Here is an 18,265-nt window from a genome sequence, read left to right as displayed (position 1 = left end):
ACCGGATTGGACCTTGCCAAACCGATCCATTGCTCCACCAGGGTAGGCTTCAAAGGCAACAGTGTAAGCGGAATCTTTGCTGTTGGTATAAAACGGAAACTGGAGCATCTCTCCAGCGCCGGGTATATTACTGACCTGAAAGGTGCGTCCCTTCATCGGATCTCCCTTGAGTCCGGTGTAAATTCCGCCAGCTAAATGGCGCTTTGGCTGGTCGTATTGGGATTTTTGCTCGTCCCGCTCGAACAAGGTCGAGAAGGAGCCACGACCAGCAGATACCACGACCAGATCGTAGTTTTGAGCGTAATCCTCCAAGTCTTGTAACGTCATTGCCTGAACAACTAATTTGCCGCCTCTGCGGACAAACTCCTGCATCCAAACGGATAATTTGAGGCGTTGATCCACACCTCGCCAAGGCTTTTCTAGAGTGGAGGAGACAACTAAGGCAACATTGCCCTGTGGGTCGCACAGGTTGTTATGAAATTGGTCGCAACCCAGAAACTGCTCATCCCAGAAATTGAGTCCCAAGTCACGCTCAAGTTGTAGCGCATCTGGAAACAACAATGGCATTGCCATGATTTTGCCATTGAGGATAGCTTCTGGAGTGCGATCGCTAAATAGAGTCACTGCATAGCCTGCATCCACCAGACTAATGCCTAAGTAAAGACCTGCTTGACCAGCGCCAATAATTGCAATTCGTTTCATGGGAGATCCTCCGGAGTTGAGTCGGTCTGAGTTTAAATCGCGATCGCTTTCAATGAGAACTCAGCAAGTTACTTTAATAAATTAGCCGATACGAATCTCTCTAATATCGGGACGCAGGCTGCTAAAACGAAGCGTGGCAAACGCTTCCACTTCCTACGCAACTAATCGGTTTCCACCAAAACGGTAACAGCGGCAACCGCGATCAGCATTTCGTCATTCTTATCATTGAGCGAGGCAATTGCTCGACCTTGAACGACCATTCCGCCAGACTCAACAGTGAGAGTTTTGCGCCCAAAAGGTAATACAGCTAACACCTCCGCTTCCCGTACTTGCTCTGGGTAAGGCACTGCCACCTTTACTTCAACGATCATTTGGTCGGGGTCGCTTAAACCTGCAACTTCCCAGACACCCGGTAGAGCATTGTGAGCGATCGCATTCCTGACAGCTCTGGCTGCGGCGACAGTCGGTTCCTGTCCGTGCTGATCGATGCCCATCCCCATCTCGATAATTAAGCGTTTACGAGCCACAGTTACTCCTCTGACAACACTTTATGTTTTCAACTGACCTGCAATATATTCTCTGACTTCTTTGGCTGAATCTAACTGCAAGACAGCAGATGCGATCGCTTCCGCTTCATCCATCCTCAACTTTGAAATCGCTGCTTTCACCGTAGAAATGGCTGGGGAGTTCATACTGAATTCATCAACTCCCAATCCGACTAAAATGGGTGTCGCTAACTCTGATGAAGCTAATTCGCCGCACACTCCCACCCAAATCCCAGCATGATGAGCAGCGGTAACAGTTTGCTGAATCATTCGCAGCACTGCTGGTTCAAAGGCATCGGCGAGAGTCGCAACTTTGGGATTTGTGCGATCGCTTGCCATGACATACTGGCTTAAATCATTGGTGCCAATACTAAAAAAATCTACCTCTGCGGCTAGTTTGTCAGCCATTGTCACCGCTGCTGGCACTTCCACCATGATTCCGACTTCCATTGCTTCATCAAAACTCATCCCCAAAGAGCGCAATTCTGTCTTAGCTGTGGCTAAAATCTCTTTGGCGGCGCGGATTTCTCTCACGGATGCCACCATCGGAAACATGACCTTAATGGGGTGTTGGTGACTGGTGCGTAAAATTGCCCGTAGCTGAGTTTTCAGTAAATCTGGGGAATCCAGTAAATAGCGAATTCCCCGCCATCCTAGGAAGGGATTGGCTTCTGGTGGCAAGTTTAGGTAGGGGAGGGGTTTGTCTCCGCCAATATCGAGAGTGCGAATAATCAGGGGATGGGGGGATAGGATGGATGCGATCGCTTCATACGCTTCTCGTTGTTCTTCCTCAGTCGGGACGCTGACTCGATCGAAATACAAAAATTCACTCCGCAGCAATCCCACCCCTTCTGCACCCATATTTACAGCAATTTTGGCCTCTTGTATTGTCAAAATATTTGCCATCACCTTAATTTGATGTCCATCGTGGGTGATAGCGGGTTGCTGTGCAGCAGCTTGTAACGCTTGTTGTTGCGCCTGCTGGCGATTGCGTTTTGCTTGTAATTCTTGCAACTGCGTGTCGTCTGGTTGCACCCACACCTCGCCAGTTTCCCCATCCAAGGCGATGAGCGTGCCATTCTGCAAGCGCAGCAACTCAGCACCCACGCCCACGACCGCCGGAATGCCGAGCGATCGCGCTAAAATTCCACTGTGAGAAGTTGCACCGCCAGCAACCGTACAAATTCCCAAAACTTTGCCGGGATCTAATTGTGCCGTTTCAGAAGGAGTCAAGTCAGTCGCCACCAAAATCCCTGGTTCTGGCAAATTTATAGAAGCGGGTACCGTACCTGTAAGCGATCGCATCACTCGTTGTCCCACGTCAAAGACATCAGCGGCGCGTGCTTGTAAGTACGAGTCTGGCAATGCTTCGTAAGCTGCAACTGTCTCATCGATAACAGTCTTCCAAGCTGCGGCGGCACTAAAATTCCGATCGAAAATCAGCTGGCGCGTGCGATCGATTACAAAGGGATCTTCTAAGCAAAGCAAATGAGCATCAAAAATCGCCGCTTGTGCTTCTCCCGCCGTAGCAGATATTTGGTGGCGGAGGGTTTGAATTTGATGACGAGTTTGCTCAATTGCTGTGTGTAACTGTTGCCATTCTGCTTCGGGATTGTCTGCTTGCTGCTGTTGTACGTTGAGAACGGTGGGTTGATAGATCGCAATATTGCCGATGGCAATACCCGCAGAGGCAGGAATCCCAGAAAACTGAGAATTGGAAATAGGGAATTGGGGTTGCTCCGGAAGCGGGGTTTCCCCACCTCGAACGTCTGCGACTGATTCCCCGAAGTTGGCTTCTACTAGCTGTTGCAAGGCTGCCAAGGCGGCTTGGGCATCCGCTCCAGAGGCAGCGATCGCTATCTCATTCCCTTGGCGGATGACCAGCGTAACGACTTGATTGATGCTTTTAGCATTGACCGATCCGCTGCTAGATGTGATGTTTTGTAACGTAATCTCAGATTGAAACTGGGAAGCGGTAGCAACAAATTTGGCAGCCGGACGGGCGTGCAAACCCATCTGATTTCGGACGGTGAGATGGATTACCTGACTTTGGGCACTTATTGGGGCACTTACCAATGCCCCGGCGGACTCCGAAGGATTAATACCGGATAACTGGGAGGCTTTCGCTGCTAATGCTCCTCGTGCTTCGCGGATGACTTGCTCAATATTTGCACCGGATGCTGCTGTTACCGCTGCGGCGATCGCTCCCTCTACCAGCGGTGCCTCGCAGAGTCTCACTTGATGCCGCCGTTCTTCTGGCAGAAACTCCAACGCCATTTCCGCACTCAGTACAGCACTCCCCAAATCCATCAAGATGAGGACGCCATCCTCACTGTAAACCGACTCAATCGCTTGATAAACCTGCATTACATCCGTACCAAAGGGATTTTCCGGATCGTCAATCCCTGCGGCTAGAGCCAGCGACACGGCACCTTGAACCATTTGCTGCACTAACGCTTGCACTCCCTCTGCCAGCTTTCGACTATGCGATACGATGACAATTCCCACCATCTCTCCACCACTTCCTGAGATAACTCGTTCAATTATGTTAAGATTTATTAAAGAGCTTAGGATTTTATGACTCATCCCAGCTTAGAAAATATTGGTGCCCAGCTAGAAAGTCCGAATTCACGCGATCGCATGTTGGCGCTTGCCTCTTTGCGTGAAGTATCGGCAGATGACGCTGTACCCCTGATCAAAAAGGTTTTAGACGACGAAAACTTGCAAATTCGCTCGATGGCGGTGTTTGCACTGGGTCTTAAACCGACCGAAGAATGCTTTCCGATTCTCGTGAAATTGCTAGAAACTGACCCCGACTACGGGATTCGCGCCGACGCCGCCGGAGCCTTAGGTTACCTGTGCGATATCAGAGGATTTGAACCCTTGGTGCGGGCTTTCTACGAAGATACCGATTGGCTGGTGCGTTTCAGCGCCGCCGTTAGTTTGGGCAATTTAAAAGATCCCCGCGCTTTCGACGTGCTGGTTCGGGCATTAGATAGCGAAGAAGTCGTGTTGCAACAGGCAGCGATCGCGGCACTCGGTGAAATTAAAGCAGTAGGAGCCGTCGATCAAATTCTCCGCTTTGCCCAAGCTGAGGATTGGCTTGTCCGTCAGCGGCTTGCCGAAGCCCTAGGACACTTGCCCAGCGCCAAGAGTATCTCCGCGCTCAATTACCTGGAAAAAGACCGTCATCCCCACGTTGCTACCGCTGCCACCATCTCCCTGAAGCGGCTATCTGAAAACAATTAAAAATTAGAAATTAAAAATGGGGGATTCTCCATTTTTAATTTTTAATGGGAACATTTTTAATTGCTTACAGCCAGTGAGCGACGGAAAACAAGCCATCTTCTACCTGAATATGCTCCACACCGCGCATCTTGACGATGGGCTGACCCTGATAAGATACGCACAGCCAACCACCGAGGACGAAATCAACCGTAATCTCATTCGAGAAGATTTCGTCTAATCGCAGGATATCGATTCCCGACTCATCCTCAATGGTGTCAAAACCATCGCCGGGAGCGTAAATATAGACATCATTGCCGGGACCGCCATCTAAGCGATCGTCCCCTTCGCCGCCAACCAAGACATCTTCGCCGTTGCCTCCGAATAAGCGATCGCGCTCCGAACCCCCCAGTAAAAAGTCATCCCCACCTTCGCCATACAGGGAATCCTCGTCCTCTCCCCCTTGAATCAGGTCATTTCCTTGCCCACCGTGGATGATATCGTTGCCTGACTTGCCAACCAGGGTATCGTCGCCAGCATACCCAAAAATAACATCGTCGCACTGGGTGGCTTCAATGTAGTCATCGCTGGGAGTGCCATGAATTCTAGACATGATGCAGGTTTACTCATCCGAAAACTCTTTAACCTTTTATAAAGTAGAGGTCAGTGGTTATCACTCTCTCTAGCGACTGGTCAATCTAAGATATTGAAAGTGATGTTAAAAATTATTAGTCCAGAAGAGTTTGATTCATGGATATTCAAGAGTTTTTCCAGCTGAGTGCAGGCAAATGGTTTTCCCAGCGGACTAGTCACCATCTGGCTTTCAAGCAAGCAGAAAGTGGCAAGTCAGACATCAAGATCGAGATGCTCTCGGCAGAAGATCCGGAAGTGATCAAGCTCTGCGAACAGTACGAAGTTGACCCAGGCTTAGCTTGGGGAGGCGCTCGCGTTAGCTGGGATGGCACGATGGAATGGGATCAAGAAAAGCACGCGGGTTCTAGCGTTCTCGTCCCGATTCCCGATCCAGAGAAGCCGAATGAAGGTCAGTTGCTGCGCGACATGGGCTATGCCGAGAAAGCATCGGTCGCCGGTCGCTATGTCATCGGTAGCGATAATTCATTCACGCTGATTACCGAGTATGAAACGATGTACTCGGAAGAACGCATCTGGTTTGCTAGCGAAAACTTGCGGCTACGAGCCAGCATTTTAAAGCGATTTGGCGGCTTCTCAATGGCTTCTTTTTGCTCGGAAATTCGCATGGGCGTCGCAAAGCCACAAGAAAAAGCCGCTGACACCGTCGCCAACACTTAAAAATTAAAAATGAGGATTGTTCATTTTTAATTTTCCGTTTTCAAGGGCTTAAGTCTCTTCATCACTCTGGGCAACGGCTTTGAGTTTTTGGTAAAACTCAGAATCATCTGCCGTTGGGATGAATTGGTGTATTGGTCGCTTGCTGACATCCCAGCGCGACCAATTTGCTTGATAATTTTTGTGGTTAGAACGCAGCGCAAGGCTGGCGTTGGCGTCTTCTGAATTGGCAACGTCCCTAGGGTTGTCCGTGTTTGTCGGTTCTGACAGGACGGAAGCAGCAGCCTCTGGGGAGGGCGTCTGGGCGATCGCAATTGGGTGGGCGATCGCGATCGCCTCGTTACTGGCAGTGGCGGCTTCCGTTGAGGATGACTCAACTGAATTCATCGCCTCTTTAACCTTGATTCGCTCTAGACTCGGCTCCGGGTTAGCCGCGAAGGTTGCCGGTAGCGGCTCGGCTGCTTCCGTCAAATTTTGGGGAAAATTGCGGCAAACTAAGCGCTCAAAATCGTAGTTAAAGTGATACAGGGCTTGACCGCGCCGAGACCAGAAATTTAAGATTTGCTCGACAGAAATCGCTTTGTAACGTCCCTGATAAAGCGCCTCAATCACGGCTAGAGGCACCCAGTCGGCACCAAAGTCGCGAACCCAATGGGCTACCAATTCCTCAGCCGTGTAACCCCTAATCAGTTCAAAACAATAGTAAAGAAGCAGCGTCGTTGCGTAGGCAGTAGCTGAGTCTTGTGTTGACTCTGTCATCAGAAGTTAACTTGGCAGACCAGAAATAATATTAATCGCAGATTAGCGTTTAGCTGTCATCGGTCATTAGTCAGTGGTGATATTTATATCTTGCACTCTCAGCACTCGTTCAGGAGAAGTATTGGACAAAAAGGGCATTTGCCTACGGGCGATATATTTATTGCGATCGCCCAAGATTTTTTGTCCGAAGGCGAAAGCCCCTAGGAAGCAGGCAATCGCCCAGTGGCAACTAATGCTTGATAAACCATAGCAGCTGCCTCGGCTCGTGTGGCTTCTCGATTTGGGTTGAGTTGTGCGGGTGCCGGGTGGTTCACAATGATACCTCTTTGTGTAGCAGCAGCAACAGCAGGGCGGGCATAGGCTGGAATCGCTGCGCGGTCTTCGTACTTGTCTAATAGTTTTTCATCCCCAGAGGCAAAGCCCAATCCACTCACCAGAGAAACAATCAGCTGGACTCTCAGAACCGGCTGCTGAGGGCGGAAGGTTTGGTCGGGAAATCCCGTAATGAAGCCACCGCTATAAGCTTGTTGAATCACCGCCTGCGCCCAAAAAGTCGGGGGGATATCGGTAAACTGGATGGCTGGGCGTTTGGAAGTGGGGTTAAAAGCTTTCACTAATAAAGCCGCAAATCCCGCCCGATTCAGTCGCTCATCTGGCTTGAAAGTGCCATCGGCAAAGCCACCCAGCAGGTTTTGATTTGCCAATCCTCGAATAGAATTCTCTGCCCAGTGTCCCTGAATGTCGCTGAAGCTGGGAAGGGACGAGTCGGGATTCACTTCCGGATTGACAATATAGGGAGAAGCGATCGCCTTGACTTCCCCTGTGGTGACTAATGCCTGATAGATGAGTGCAGCAACTTCAGCGCGGGTAATGTCTCGCATCGGTTCAAGTTGTTGAACTTGGGGATAATTCACCACCATGCGCCTCGTGGTGGCAACAGCGACGGCATCTGTGGCGTAGCTGGGAATTTGAGCGCGATCGCCATAAACTCCCAAGACGCTAGAATTACCCCCCGTAAGTGCTAAACCACTGACTAAAGATGCGATCGCCTGCACCCGCGTTAGATTTTGCCCCGGTCGAAATGTGTTATCTGGAAACCCAGAGATAAAACCCATCGATGCAGCCTTCGCGATCGCCCCCGCCGCCCAAAAATCTGCTGGAATATCCTTGAAACTGCTCTGATTTCCCGGTCGTGGCGGCAAGTTAAAGGTTTTCGCGATCGCTGCGGCATATTGGGCGCGAGTCATTGCCGCTTCTGGCTGAAACGTCCCATCCGGGAAGCCACTCATCAGATTTTTCGCCACTAGCGCCTGAATAAACGCTTCCGCCCAATAACCGGCAACATCGCTAAACTGGGCGGGTCCCATTGTAAAAGTAGCGGCAACCGTCGCCGCCACAAATTCCACCGTTCCCTGCACCCGCACTGGATTCAGCTGATTTCCCGCTGAGACGACCGCGAACCGCGTCAGATTTTGCAGATCGACTTCCCCGTTATCCCGCAAAATATTACCTGCTGGCTCTTGACGGCTCCCTAGCTGCGGTTTTGCCCCATCATTGATAATTAGCCCCGCTTGTGTATTTTTCTCAATGAGATTGCGACGCAGCACCGGGGTCGCGTCACGAGACAGAAAAATCCCCGCCCGATTCGCAAAAATCTTATTATCGGTAATTAGGGGAGCCGCTTGATCTCCAATCAAAATTCCGTAACCCGTTCTCTCTGCCACATTCCGACGCACTTCCCCCTTGGCATTGCGGACGAGAGAAAGACCTGTGGAGGCATTTTGGGTAAATACATTATCTAAAATTGCCGGTTTCGCAGTACCCGTGACAAAGACGCCATCGCGACTGCAACTGGTAAAGGTATTATTCGCCAGCCTTGGCGATGTCGATTCTATCCAAACCCCTGTCCCCTTCGCCCCCCGATTCGTCACTGAGACTCCCCGCAGTTGGGCATCCGTTTCCAGCCGCAGGGTAATATTTTGGGAGCCAAAGCTTGGGCTAATATATTCCCCACTGCCTTCGATTTGAATTCCCTTGCCTTTGCTGGATTCATTCCCTACCACCGTCACCCCAGCCGGGATTACCAGAGGAAATACTTCTCCCCCTGCCGCATTGTAAATCCCAGATGCCAACTGAATCGAAGTTCCGGCTTGAGCCTGCTTCAGGGCACGAGTCAGCGTCTTCAGTGGGGCAGATGAGTTCCCGACACTGTTATCTTTGCCAGTTGCTGGGTTGACATAAAGCATTGGTTGACCCATAAAGTAAAGAGTTTTGAATTTAGTCCTTTGTCATTTGTCCTTAGTTGTTTGCTTTTGACCAATGACCAATAACCAATGACCAATGACCGATGACCCATAATGATCGAAGTTGAAAATTTAAGCAAAATCTATGGCGCGACCCCAGCCATTCAGGATGTCACCTTTAATGTGGAACCTGGGGAAATTTTGGGCTTTTTGGGGCCGAATGGTGCCGGAAAAACGACAACCATGCGGATTTTGGCGGGATATCTACCCGCTTCCAGTGGGACTGCCCGGATTGCTGGGTACGATGTGCATGAAGATTTAATGGCGGTACGGCGGCGGATTGGATATTTACCGGAGACGCCACCTTTGTATCCTGACATGAGCGTGGAGGGATTTTTGCATTTTGTGGCGCGGCTAAAGGGGGTTCCCGGACGCGATCGCAAATCCCAAGTAAATTCAGCAATGGAACGCTGCAACCTCACCGAAAAGCGCAAGGTACTCATCCACAAGCTTTCAAAAGGCTTTCGCCAACGGGTTGGCATTGCCCAAGCGATCGTCCACGACCCACCTGCGATTATCTTAGATGAACCCACGGTTGGTCTCGACCCTCGGCAAATTATCGAGGTTCGCAACTTAATTAAAAGCCTTGCCGGTAGCCACACAATCATTCTCTCCACCCATATTTTGCCGGAAGTTAGCATGACTTGCAGCCGGGTGGCAATTATCAATCGCGGTCGGCTTGTGGCAACGAATAGCCCGGAAAATCTAGTTGCACAGCTAGCGGGAGGATCTGGCTATGAATTGGAAATCGACGGGGATGTAGAAGCTGTGCAACAGATGCTTTTAGTTTTGCCCGGAGTTCGATTTGTCGAATCCATCCCCAGCCAGGAATTACCGCCCAATCGCCGTCTAATCCGTGTAGTATCAGATCCGGGCACCGAACCGGCGCGTGATATTGCTGCGGTTTTAGTTGGGGCAGGGGTGGCATTGTATGAAATGCGACGCACTCGCGCTAGTCTTGAGGACGTGTTTATCGAACTGACGACCCAAGAAAAGGTAGTTGTAGATATCGATACGGATGAAACCGATGGCAATGGGACATCCGCTACCTCGCCAGCAGAAGCTGCTGTCATCGTTGCCAATGAGCAATCTAGAGGAGCTGAATAAATGGGCACGATCGTTAGTAATATTGTGGCGATTTACCGTAAGGAATTGCAGGGCTATTTTGCTTCGCCGCTGGCATATATTGTCGCGGGTGCTTTCTGGTTTTTAGCTGGCTTATTTTTCCTCACTGCATTGCAAAGTGAGAGCGATCGCGCTTTGGATATTTATTTTCAAGGACAGCAAATCGGCGCACCCGTTCCCCCCATTGATGTCGCCTATAACACCCTCCAAAGCTTTCTTGGGGCAATGTTCTTTTTATCGTTATTTATTCTGCCCATTCTCTCAATGGGGCTGTATTCCGAGGAACGCAAGCGAGGGACTTTAGAGCTATTAGCCACTTCGCCAGTCACCAACTGGGCGGTGGCGGTGGGTAAATTGTTGGGGGTAGTGACATTTTTTATCACAATGGTGCTGCCGTTACTGGCATACGAAGCGATCGCTTTTAATGCATCAAGCCCACCCCTACCCCCGGCGGTGCCGCTATTGGGTCATGCAGCATTAATCTTGGTTGCCGCTGCGATTCTTAGCCTGGGAATGTTTATTTCTTCCCTCACCGAAAGCACAATTTTGGCAGCAATTCTTACCTTTGTGCTAATTTTATGCTTCTCGCTGATCGAGCTTTTAGCGAAACTGACCGGCGGCGTGTTAGGAGAAGCATGGAATCATTTATCCTTAGTCAAACATTACAACACCCTAGTACAAGGTGTGGTTGATACCAGCAGTTTGATTATGTTTGCAAGCTACATTATCTTAGGCGTGTTTCTGACTGCTCAATCTATCGATGCCTTGCGCTATCAGCGTTCTTAAATTGACGAATGGCGAATCGCGTATGGAGTGGTTGCGATGAGAAGACTGAATGCATGAGATGCAAGTAGCCCACACCTTAAAGGGTGGGGCTTGCGTCTACAAAGACCGCCTTCGAGGTTTCCTGCATCTCGATTGAACAGATCGGCACCCGCAAACCTATCATTGATGAACTGTTACCTAAGCTAAACACTTACCTAAAATCTATTGGCAGCAATTACCAATTACCAATTACTGATTAGCCAACATGAAAACCATTAATTGGAAGTATTTAAAATATCTCTTTTTGCTTGGCCCAGTTCTAACAATTACGGGTCTAGTCGCTGGATTGGTATCCAGTAGCTGGGGTTCTGTGCCCGTAGGTTTAATCGTTGCTGGAATTGTAATTATTGGGTTATGGCTGCTATCTTTGGGCGGTTCGCCAAATGGCTTTTGGGGACGCCGATCAACTCAGGCGGGAACCAATGCTCTAGCAGCAACACTGGCGGTTTTGGTGATTTTGGGGCTGATTAATTTTCTGGGTGTTCGCCGTGTTGTGCGAGTGGATTTAACGGAAAATCAGCTATTTACCCTTGCCCCCCAGTCGCAGCAATTAGTGCAAAATTTATCGCAGCCAGTCAAGTTGTGGGTATTTGAAGAAAATCCGAATCCTCAAGACCAACAATTGTTGGAAAATTACCGACGATATGGCTCTCAATTTAGTTTTGAATTTGTCGATCCGCAACTGCGACCCGGACTGGCTCAAAGGTTTAACCTTCAATCTCTAGGGGAAGTTTATCTGGAATCGGAGGGACGACGAAAGCTCATCCAGACAGTGAATCCGCAGCGCGGGGAGAGCCTTTCAGAAACAGTGGTGACGAATGCGATCGCCCAAATTACGAGCGATCGCGTTGGCAAGGTTTACTTCCTCCAAGGTCACGGCGAACGTCCCTTACAAGCGGCGCAAGGAAGCATCTCTCAGGCGGTGAGTAGCCTGGGAGAGAAAAGCTACACCACTCAACCCCTAGATTTGGCGAAAACTCCAGGAATCCCCCAAGATGCTGACCTCATCGTCATTGCTGGCCCCAAACGGGCGCTGTTTGCCGCTGAAGTCACTGCTTTGAGCGATTACCTGAAGCGCGGCGGTAGGCTACTGGTGATGGTAGACCGGAATACCAATCCCGGTCTGGATAACTTGCTCAAAGATTGGGGCGTGAGGCTGGATAATCGTCTTGCCATTGACTTGTCCGGCGGTCAGGCGGGACTGAGTCCGGCGGTGATTATGGTGACGCGCTACGGTCAACATCCGATTACGAAAGATTTTCAGGATGGTCGTTCTTTCTACCCGTTTGCACGACCGATTGAAGTGACTCCCATCGCCGGTATCCAGGCGACGCCTTTGCTGGTGACAAACGACCAGAGTTGGGCTGAGAGCAATCCCGAAAGCGATCGCTTGCAGTTTGATCCCGAAAGCGATCGCCAAGGGCCTTTAATTCTCGGCGTCGCCCTAAATCGCGTCTATCCTCCCCAAAGTGTGTCTGCACCATCCCCAACTCCAACAGCGACTCCAGGGGCGTCTCCAGGAGCAACCGCTAGCCCCACCCCCAGTGCATCCCCGACTCCAACGGCGACGCCATCGGCTTCTCCCGCCCCATCCGCAACCGCAAGCCCCAGCGCGTCCCCAAGCCCGACGGCGACGACATCAGCTTCTCCCGCCCCACCCGCAACCGCAAGCCCCAGCGCGTCCCCAACTCCAACAGCGACGACATCAGCTTCTCCCAGCCCAACCGCAACTACTAGCCCCAGCCCGTCCCCAACTCCAACGGCGACGACATCAGCTTCTCCGGCCCCATCAGCAACTGCTAGCCCCAGCGCGTCCCCAAGTCCAACCAATTCACCGGCAAAGACGGCAAATGCTGACCAAAAGCCAGCAGAATCCCGCCTAGTTGTCCTGGGTAATTCTGATTTTGCAAGCGATGGTTTGTTCGAGCAGCAACTCAATGGAGATGTATTCCTCAACTCCGTCAGCTGGTTAAGCAAACAGGATGAACAACTTTTATCCATCCGTCCCAAAGAAGTAAAAGACCGTCGCATCAACTTGTCCCAAGACCAAGCCAATCTATTGGGTTGGATAGCTGTGTTGATTATGCCCTTAATCGGGTTCCTTACAGCCGGACTGGTTTGGTGGTTCAGACGTTAGTAATTTCAGATTTTGGATTTAATCTAAAATCAACTCGCGTGTTGATTATGAAGCTAAAACGAACAACTTGGATTCTGATATTGTTGGCGCTGAGTTTGGGGGGATTCGTTTATTTTTATGAAATTAAAGGTGCCCCCCAGCGAGAAGCAGCACAGGCAAAACAAAAGGAAATCTTTTCTTTTGAAAAAGACCAGATACAGGCTTTGACAGTTAAAAGTCAGGAACAAACCTTGAAGTTTGAGCGAGTCACGCAGGAAGCTGTGGACAAGACGAGTATTTCTCAATGGCAGATGAAATCGCCCAGCGACGTCCCAGCCAGCGATCCATCTGTTTCATACTTGCTAAATTTACTGGTAGATGGCAAGAGCGATCGCACCCTCTCCATCTTCCCTAACCAGCTGCAAGAATATGGACTCGACAAACCCCAAGCGACGGTAGAAGTCAAGCTGAACAATCAGCAAACTCATCAAATAATTTTGGGGAAGCCTAACTTCAATAGTAGTTTCTTGTATGCTCAAGTTGACCCCCCCGCCCAGACCCCTCAGCAGCTAGAGGTGCTTTTAGTCCCGATAGACTTCGAGTATGGTGTAAAACGCCCTCTGTCCGAATGGAAAGCCAAGGAAGCGGTTAAAAAAGATAGTCCCGATAAAACCTCTGACAAAGCAACACCCTCTCAGTCACCTCAGCCGAGTCCGTCTTCTTCTCCAGCAAGTAAAAAAGATACTTCCGGCAAAAATTCAGACAAAGCAACACCCTCTCAGTCACCTCAGCCGAGTCCTTCTCCTTCCCCGGAAATTAAGAAAGATACTTCCGGCAAAAATTCAGACAAAGCAACACCCTCTCAGTCAAATAAACCTAGTCCCTCCCCCTCTCCAAAAACTACTAAAAACCAGCCTGCTGAAAAAGCAACACCGTCTAAGTCAGATAAGCCGAGTCCTTCTCCTTCCCCAGCAAGTCAGAAAGATACTTTAGACAAAAAACCAGACAAAGCAATACCCGCTAAGTCACCTCAGCCCAGCCCCTCTCCTTCACCAAAAAATAGTAAAACTGAGACTTCAAAAACCGAAAAGTCACCTCAGCCTAGCCCCTCTCCCTCACCATGAACAGCCCCACCGCAACGCTGCTAGTTTCCTGCCCCGATCGACGAGGATTGGTGGCAAAAATTGCTAATTTTATCTACGCTAATGGCGGCAATATTATTCATGCCGATCAGCACACTGATTTTGCGGCTGGGTTATTTCTCACCCGAATTGAGTGGCAGTTAGAAGATTTTAATCTACCGCGTGAGTTGATTGGGCCAGCATTTAACGCGATCGCGCAACCTCTACAAGCCAACTGGCAGCTGCACTTTTCCGACACAGTACCCCGGATTGCCATCTGGGTAAGCAAACAAGATCATTGTCTCTTTGACCTAATTTGGCGTCATAGAGCAAAAGAATTCTCCGCCGAAATTCCACTAATTATCAGCAACCATCCCGATTTAAAAGATGTAGCCGCTCAATTTGGCATCGACTATCATCACATTCCGATTACCAAAGAAACAAAATCACAGCAGGAAGCCAAACAATTAGAATTACTGCGGCAATACAACATTGATTTAGTTGTGCTGGCAAAATATATGCAAGTCGTCAGCCCTGATTTTATTAGTCAATTTCCGCAAATTATTAATATTCATCACTCATTCTTACCTGCATTTGTAGGAGCTAATCCCTACCATAAAGCCTACGAACGCGGCGTCAAAATTATCGGTGCAACGGCTCACTATGTCACCCCCGACTTGGATGCAGGCCCAATTATTGAACAAGATGTAGTGCGAGTCAGTCACCGGGATGAGGTTGACGATTTGATTCGCAAAGGCAAAGATTTAGAGCGAGTCGTATTAGCGAGAGCAGTGCGATCGCACTTGCGAAATCGCGTGTTGGTATACGGAAATCGCACAGTAGTCTTTGAGTAAAAATCAAGAAGCTCTAAAATGATTTTTTGTATGCTAATAAAATCTAATTAATGCCTTATGACGACTACTCTAACTAAGAGTAAAAACAGCGTGCTACTCAAAGATATTAGCTGGTAAACCTATGAAGCATTATTAACTTATAGCAGTATTTCTACGCATAACTTTAGAACAAATCTGTCAATTTCCACTATATAGCAATCCTAAATAATTCGTGAAGACTATATCCCGACTTCTAAGAGAAGTCGGGGATGTGAACTTCTGGGATCTCACAATTCAAATAGGATTGCTATACATAGCATCACAAGAACGAGAAGAGGATTTCTGCTTAAACTGTACTATATTTTTGACCAATTTCTCTAAGCAGCGTAGTCAGATTCTGCTTGTCAGATTCATCATATAATTTATCTACTACATCTTTAAACTTAGACAAGTCATTCATATATTGCTTGTCAGATAGCTGTGATGCTAATTGCGGTGTTAAAAATCTTACTAAGTCATCTTCATTTTTATCAGATAAAATATCTGTAACATCTTTTACTTTGGACAAATTTTTATTGTCCCGCTCGTCCAATAAAATATCGGCTACTTTTTTCAATCTAGGGACATTATTTCTGGACTTCTCTTGGGATACAAGCTCGGCTAAATTTTGGTCATCAGATACTATAGCTACTAACTCCTTCAACTTAGACATATCCGTTGCGTAATTCTTGTCGGATAAAATATCTACCACCTTTTTTAACTTAGATAATTTCTGCTTTTGTTTTTCTTGAGATAGCAGTGAGACTAATGCCGTTTCTGTCTTGACAAATCTTGCTAAATCTTCGTACTCGATCGATTTGTTTTTCCAGATGAGCCTGCGCTCTGTGAATACAATACCCTCTTTCGCATCATGCCATATACTATTGTCTATCAAAGCGATTACCTTTTCCTCACGATTAACAGATAACCAAGTAGACAGCGCATTTGACAACTTATCCAAGGGCATATTAGGAGCAGAAAAACCTTCCTCAAAATTGTATTTCTGCACGTTCTTTTGAAGGAATTCTCCCAAAGAGCCTGGTAATGGATCTTCAGTCAAGGTATAAGTTCGAGTTTCTAACTGGCGCAGCACTGCCTGATCTCGTTTCTTTTGCTCTTTCAGATTCTTTTGCCCTTTCAGATTCTTTTGCCCTTCCAGAAATGACCAAATCAAAAATGTTGTACCTGATGCCACAAGAGCAGCACCGCCAGTCATTACACTTAGTCCACCAAGAGCCGATATTGTAGTAGTGATAGCAGCAGCACCGGACAGCGTACCAGCGACTCCCAAAGCGCTGGCAGCAGTCCAAGCCGCTAAAACAGTGGTGGCACCAGCTATTGTTCCTGTACCGATAGCAATCCCCAGATTTTTTTGATCTTCGCTATCCATTTCTGAGACTAAGGCAATAGACAGCATCCCTGCGGCTCCAATTAGTGCCGCTCCTCCTGTTGCTACGGCTAACCCACCCAGCATTCCCAAACCACCAGCCGCAACAGAACCACCACCTAAAACGGCTAAAGTTGCATTTGTTGCAGCTGCTCCAGACAAACTGCTAATACTAACACCCGTTGCTGTTTCTGCTCCAATCGTAGTCAGCACTTTCGTAGCTTGCGGGACAATCGCTGCACCTTGTTTTTTCGCCCGCTCCAGTTTATGTCTGATTTCATCAGCATCTTTTACGAGAGTATCTACTGTTTGAGTAAAATCTTCTGGATTGTCTAGATTGTCTAAATCCTGATCCCTTGCTAATGAGTAAACAACTTTAGCATTTGCTGGAATATCTGCATTTTGGATGAAGGAGTCTAGGGAGTTCAACGTTGCTTCATCGGTTGTTGTTTTGCCATCACGTACTGCCTGATAAATCGACAGGTAATTTGCTTTTTCTTCAGAAGTTAGTTCCTTAGTATCATTAATCTGTTTGACCAGAATCAAATCAACTGTTAATGCTCTTGATTTTGCACTCGCTATCGAGTAAATCCGTTTGATTTCTAAAGGCAGGGAAGAGCTTGCAACAATCGAGTCTAAATCTGTGAGCGCTTTAAAGTCAGGTACAGGTTCTTCAGCGCGGACGTATGCGTAGGTTCCTACGATCAGTTTCTTTTCTGTCTCAGTCAGTTCAGATTCAGCTAATGTAGATTCAATGGCTTGCTTAATTCCCAGTAAGCGCGAATTAGTACTGGCAAGTTGATAACGCTGTTGAATTCTATTATCTAGTTTTGAGGAATCTATCACATAATCCAGGAAATCTAATGCAATTAAATCGTTAATGTACTTAGCTTCCTCGATATCTTCATACACAAATTTGCATTTCTTCTTACTTGATTCTTCGAGAAATTGCGTATTTTTATCGATTTCTTGATAAATCTGGTCAGCTAGCCTTAATTCTTGGTCATATAAGGTATGAAAAACTACAGTAATATCTTTACCTTTTTGACCACGACCTTTGATAGTCATCTCTTGATTTTCTTCCGTTCGGGGGATAATATTTACGGAGCAAGTCTCTCCAGAACGCAAAGGAAAGGTTTCCTTTCCCCCGTTCTTAGCTGTTGCATAAGGAACAAAAATATGATATTTCTCTACAATAGAAATATTTTTTTCTACTTCCTTGCTATCAGCCATAGCGCTAGCTGGATAAAGCAAGTCTTTTGCCATCAGGCCGAATGTACCTAAAGCCAGATAACTAAGAAAATAACGGCGGCTCAGAGTAGAGATACTTAGTTGAGGCATGACTAATATTTTTATATTTCTGGAAGTGTTGCACAGTTGTTGCTGACCGAGCTACAACCCACTCATTATTAGCATTTTTAGCCCATTGTCACCACATGGGAAACGCTACCTGAAAATTATTAGAAGTTGACACCAGCCCAGTGCGACCGTACCAAGAATCACAATTGAAGTACCAGAAGAACTATTAGAGTAACTGGCACGAGTAGGCGGCAGCGATCGCCAGGTAGCATTGCTGGGTATGGACGGGATTGGCAAAACTGCGTTGTCTGGAAAGCTAGCAGAACAGATTCAGGATAATTTTGAGTAGGTTATATAGCGATCGCACTGTGCAGTTGTGGGATGTTAGTAGCGGTGAATGCCTGAAAGCTTTCCAGGGACATATCTAATGGAGTTTGGTCAGTTGTCTTCAGTCCAGATGGACAAATACTCGCGAGTGCTGGGCAAGATGAAATGATTAAGCTTTGGGATGTAGCGACAGGCGAGTGCGTGAACACCTTGAGAAGTGAAAGACCCTACGAAGGTAACGCGATGTGCGACTAAAACTAGCTAGCCAGAAGTTGCTCAAACTGCAAGGGGTCAAGGCTATGACGGTTGAGCCAACGACAAACAGTGTGAGCTAAGAGTTGGCGATTGAGC

General features: G+C 48.1%; 14 protein-coding genes and 1 pseudogene. 8 read left to right on the top strand and 7 right to left on the bottom strand.

The genetic code is table 11. The features are described 5' to 3' along the window. From NDA06_RS23135 to ptsP, 3 genes are all read right to left on the bottom strand, one after another. Positions 1-702, bottom strand: a 702-nt coding sequence (locus NDA06_RS23135; RefSeq protein WP_348251879.1) for a styrene monooxygenase/indole monooxygenase family protein, incomplete at its 3' end; no start/stop codon positions are given. A gap of 161 nt (positions 703-863) precedes the next feature. After that, positions 864-1,229, bottom strand: coding sequence for a Lin0512 family protein (locus NDA06_RS23130; RefSeq protein WP_190415010.1), 366 nt, complete (start codon positions 1,227-1,229; stop codon positions 864-866). A 21-nt stretch (positions 1,230-1,250) separates the two neighbouring features. After that, the gene (gene ptsP / locus NDA06_RS23125) at positions 1,251-3,758 is read right to left on the bottom strand and encodes a phosphoenolpyruvate--protein phosphotransferase (protein ID WP_190986829.1); all 2,508 of its coding nucleotides are present in this window, start codon (positions 3,756-3,758) and stop codon (positions 1,251-1,253) included. A 66-nt stretch (positions 3,759-3,824) separates the two neighbouring features. Between ptsP and NDA06_RS23120 the strand changes: the two genes are divergently transcribed. Beyond that, positions 3,825-4,496 (top strand): HEAT repeat domain-containing protein, encoded by a 672-nt coding sequence (locus NDA06_RS23120; RefSeq protein WP_190415008.1) that lies wholly within the window; start codon positions 3,825-3,827, stop codon positions 4,494-4,496. 64 nt (positions 4,497-4,560) lie between these two features. Here the strand turns inward: NDA06_RS23120 and NDA06_RS23115 are convergent, their stop codons facing one another. Continuing rightward, positions 4,561-5,085, bottom strand: a complete 525-nt coding sequence (locus NDA06_RS23115) for a hypothetical protein (RefSeq protein WP_190427404.1) — start codon at positions 5,083-5,085, stop codon at positions 4,561-4,563. A gap of 137 nt (positions 5,086-5,222) precedes the next feature. On the opposite strand from NDA06_RS23115, the gene NDA06_RS23110 reads away from it, so the two are divergent. Further along, on the top strand, positions 5,223-5,783 hold the full coding sequence (locus NDA06_RS23110) for a phycobiliprotein lyase (RefSeq protein WP_190432067.1): 561 nt from the start codon (positions 5,223-5,225) through the stop codon (positions 5,781-5,783). A 48-nt stretch (positions 5,784-5,831) separates the two neighbouring features. Here NDA06_RS23110 and NDA06_RS23105 read toward each other — a convergent pair whose 3' ends face one another. After that, a complete protein-coding gene (locus tag NDA06_RS23105; protein ID WP_190986824.1) occupies positions 5,832-6,539 on the bottom strand; it encodes a hypothetical protein in 708 nt (235 codons plus the stop codon). Positions 6,540-6,739: 200 nt separating this feature from the next. After that, positions 6,740-8,797 (bottom strand): S-layer homology domain-containing protein, encoded by a 2,058-nt coding sequence (locus NDA06_RS23100; RefSeq protein ID WP_190986823.1) that lies wholly within the window; start codon positions 8,795-8,797, stop codon positions 6,740-6,742. A gap of 99 nt (positions 8,798-8,896) precedes the next feature. On the opposite strand from NDA06_RS23100, the gene NDA06_RS23095 reads away from it, so the two are divergent. From NDA06_RS23095 to purU, 5 genes are all read left to right on the top strand, one after another. Further along, entirely contained in the window at positions 8,897-9,949 is a 1,053-nt protein-coding gene (locus NDA06_RS23095; protein ID WP_348251878.1) for an ABC transporter ATP-binding protein, read from the top strand. Further along, entirely contained in the window at positions 9,950-10,753 is an 804-nt protein-coding gene (locus NDA06_RS23090; RefSeq protein WP_190987160.1) for an ABC transporter permease, read from the top strand. 244 nt (positions 10,754-10,997) lie between these two features. Next, the gene (locus NDA06_RS23085; protein ID WP_190987159.1) at positions 10,998-12,929 is read left to right on the top strand and encodes a Gldg family protein; all 1,932 of its coding nucleotides are present in this window, start codon (positions 10,998-11,000) and stop codon (positions 12,927-12,929) included. Beyond that, entirely contained in the window at positions 12,914-14,032 is a 1,119-nt protein-coding gene (locus NDA06_RS23080) for a DUF4340 domain-containing protein (RefSeq protein WP_347277071.1), read from the top strand. The genes NDA06_RS23085 and NDA06_RS23080 overlap by 16 nt, the downstream gene beginning before the upstream one ends. Continuing rightward, complete coding sequence (gene purU / locus NDA06_RS23075; protein ID WP_190531377.1) at positions 14,029-14,883, top strand: formyltetrahydrofolate deformylase; 855 nt, start codon at positions 14,029-14,031, stop codon at positions 14,881-14,883. The genes NDA06_RS23080 and purU overlap by 4 nt, the downstream gene beginning before the upstream one ends. A gap of 325 nt (positions 14,884-15,208) precedes the next feature. Here the strand turns inward: purU and NDA06_RS23070 are convergent, their stop codons facing one another. Next, entirely contained in the window at positions 15,209-17,629 is a 2,421-nt protein-coding gene (locus NDA06_RS23070; RefSeq protein ID WP_242033808.1) for a hypothetical protein, read from the bottom strand. 317 nt (positions 17,630-17,946) lie between these two features. On the opposite strand from NDA06_RS23070, the pseudogene NDA06_RS23065 reads away from it, so the two are divergent. Further along, positions 17,947-18,151, top strand: a pseudogene (locus tag NDA06_RS23065) (hypothetical protein); the annotation flags it as partial. Positions 18,152-18,265: the final 114 nt, after the last annotated feature.

Origin of the sequence: Trichocoleus sp. ST-U1, from assembly GCF_039961835.1 — a bacterium.
GTDB lineage: Bacteria > Cyanobacteriota > Cyanobacteriia > Cyanobacteriales > FACHB-T130 > FACHB-T130.
Note: the sequence above shows the minus strand (reverse complement) of the source record. Positions and strands in the feature narration are given on the sequence as shown.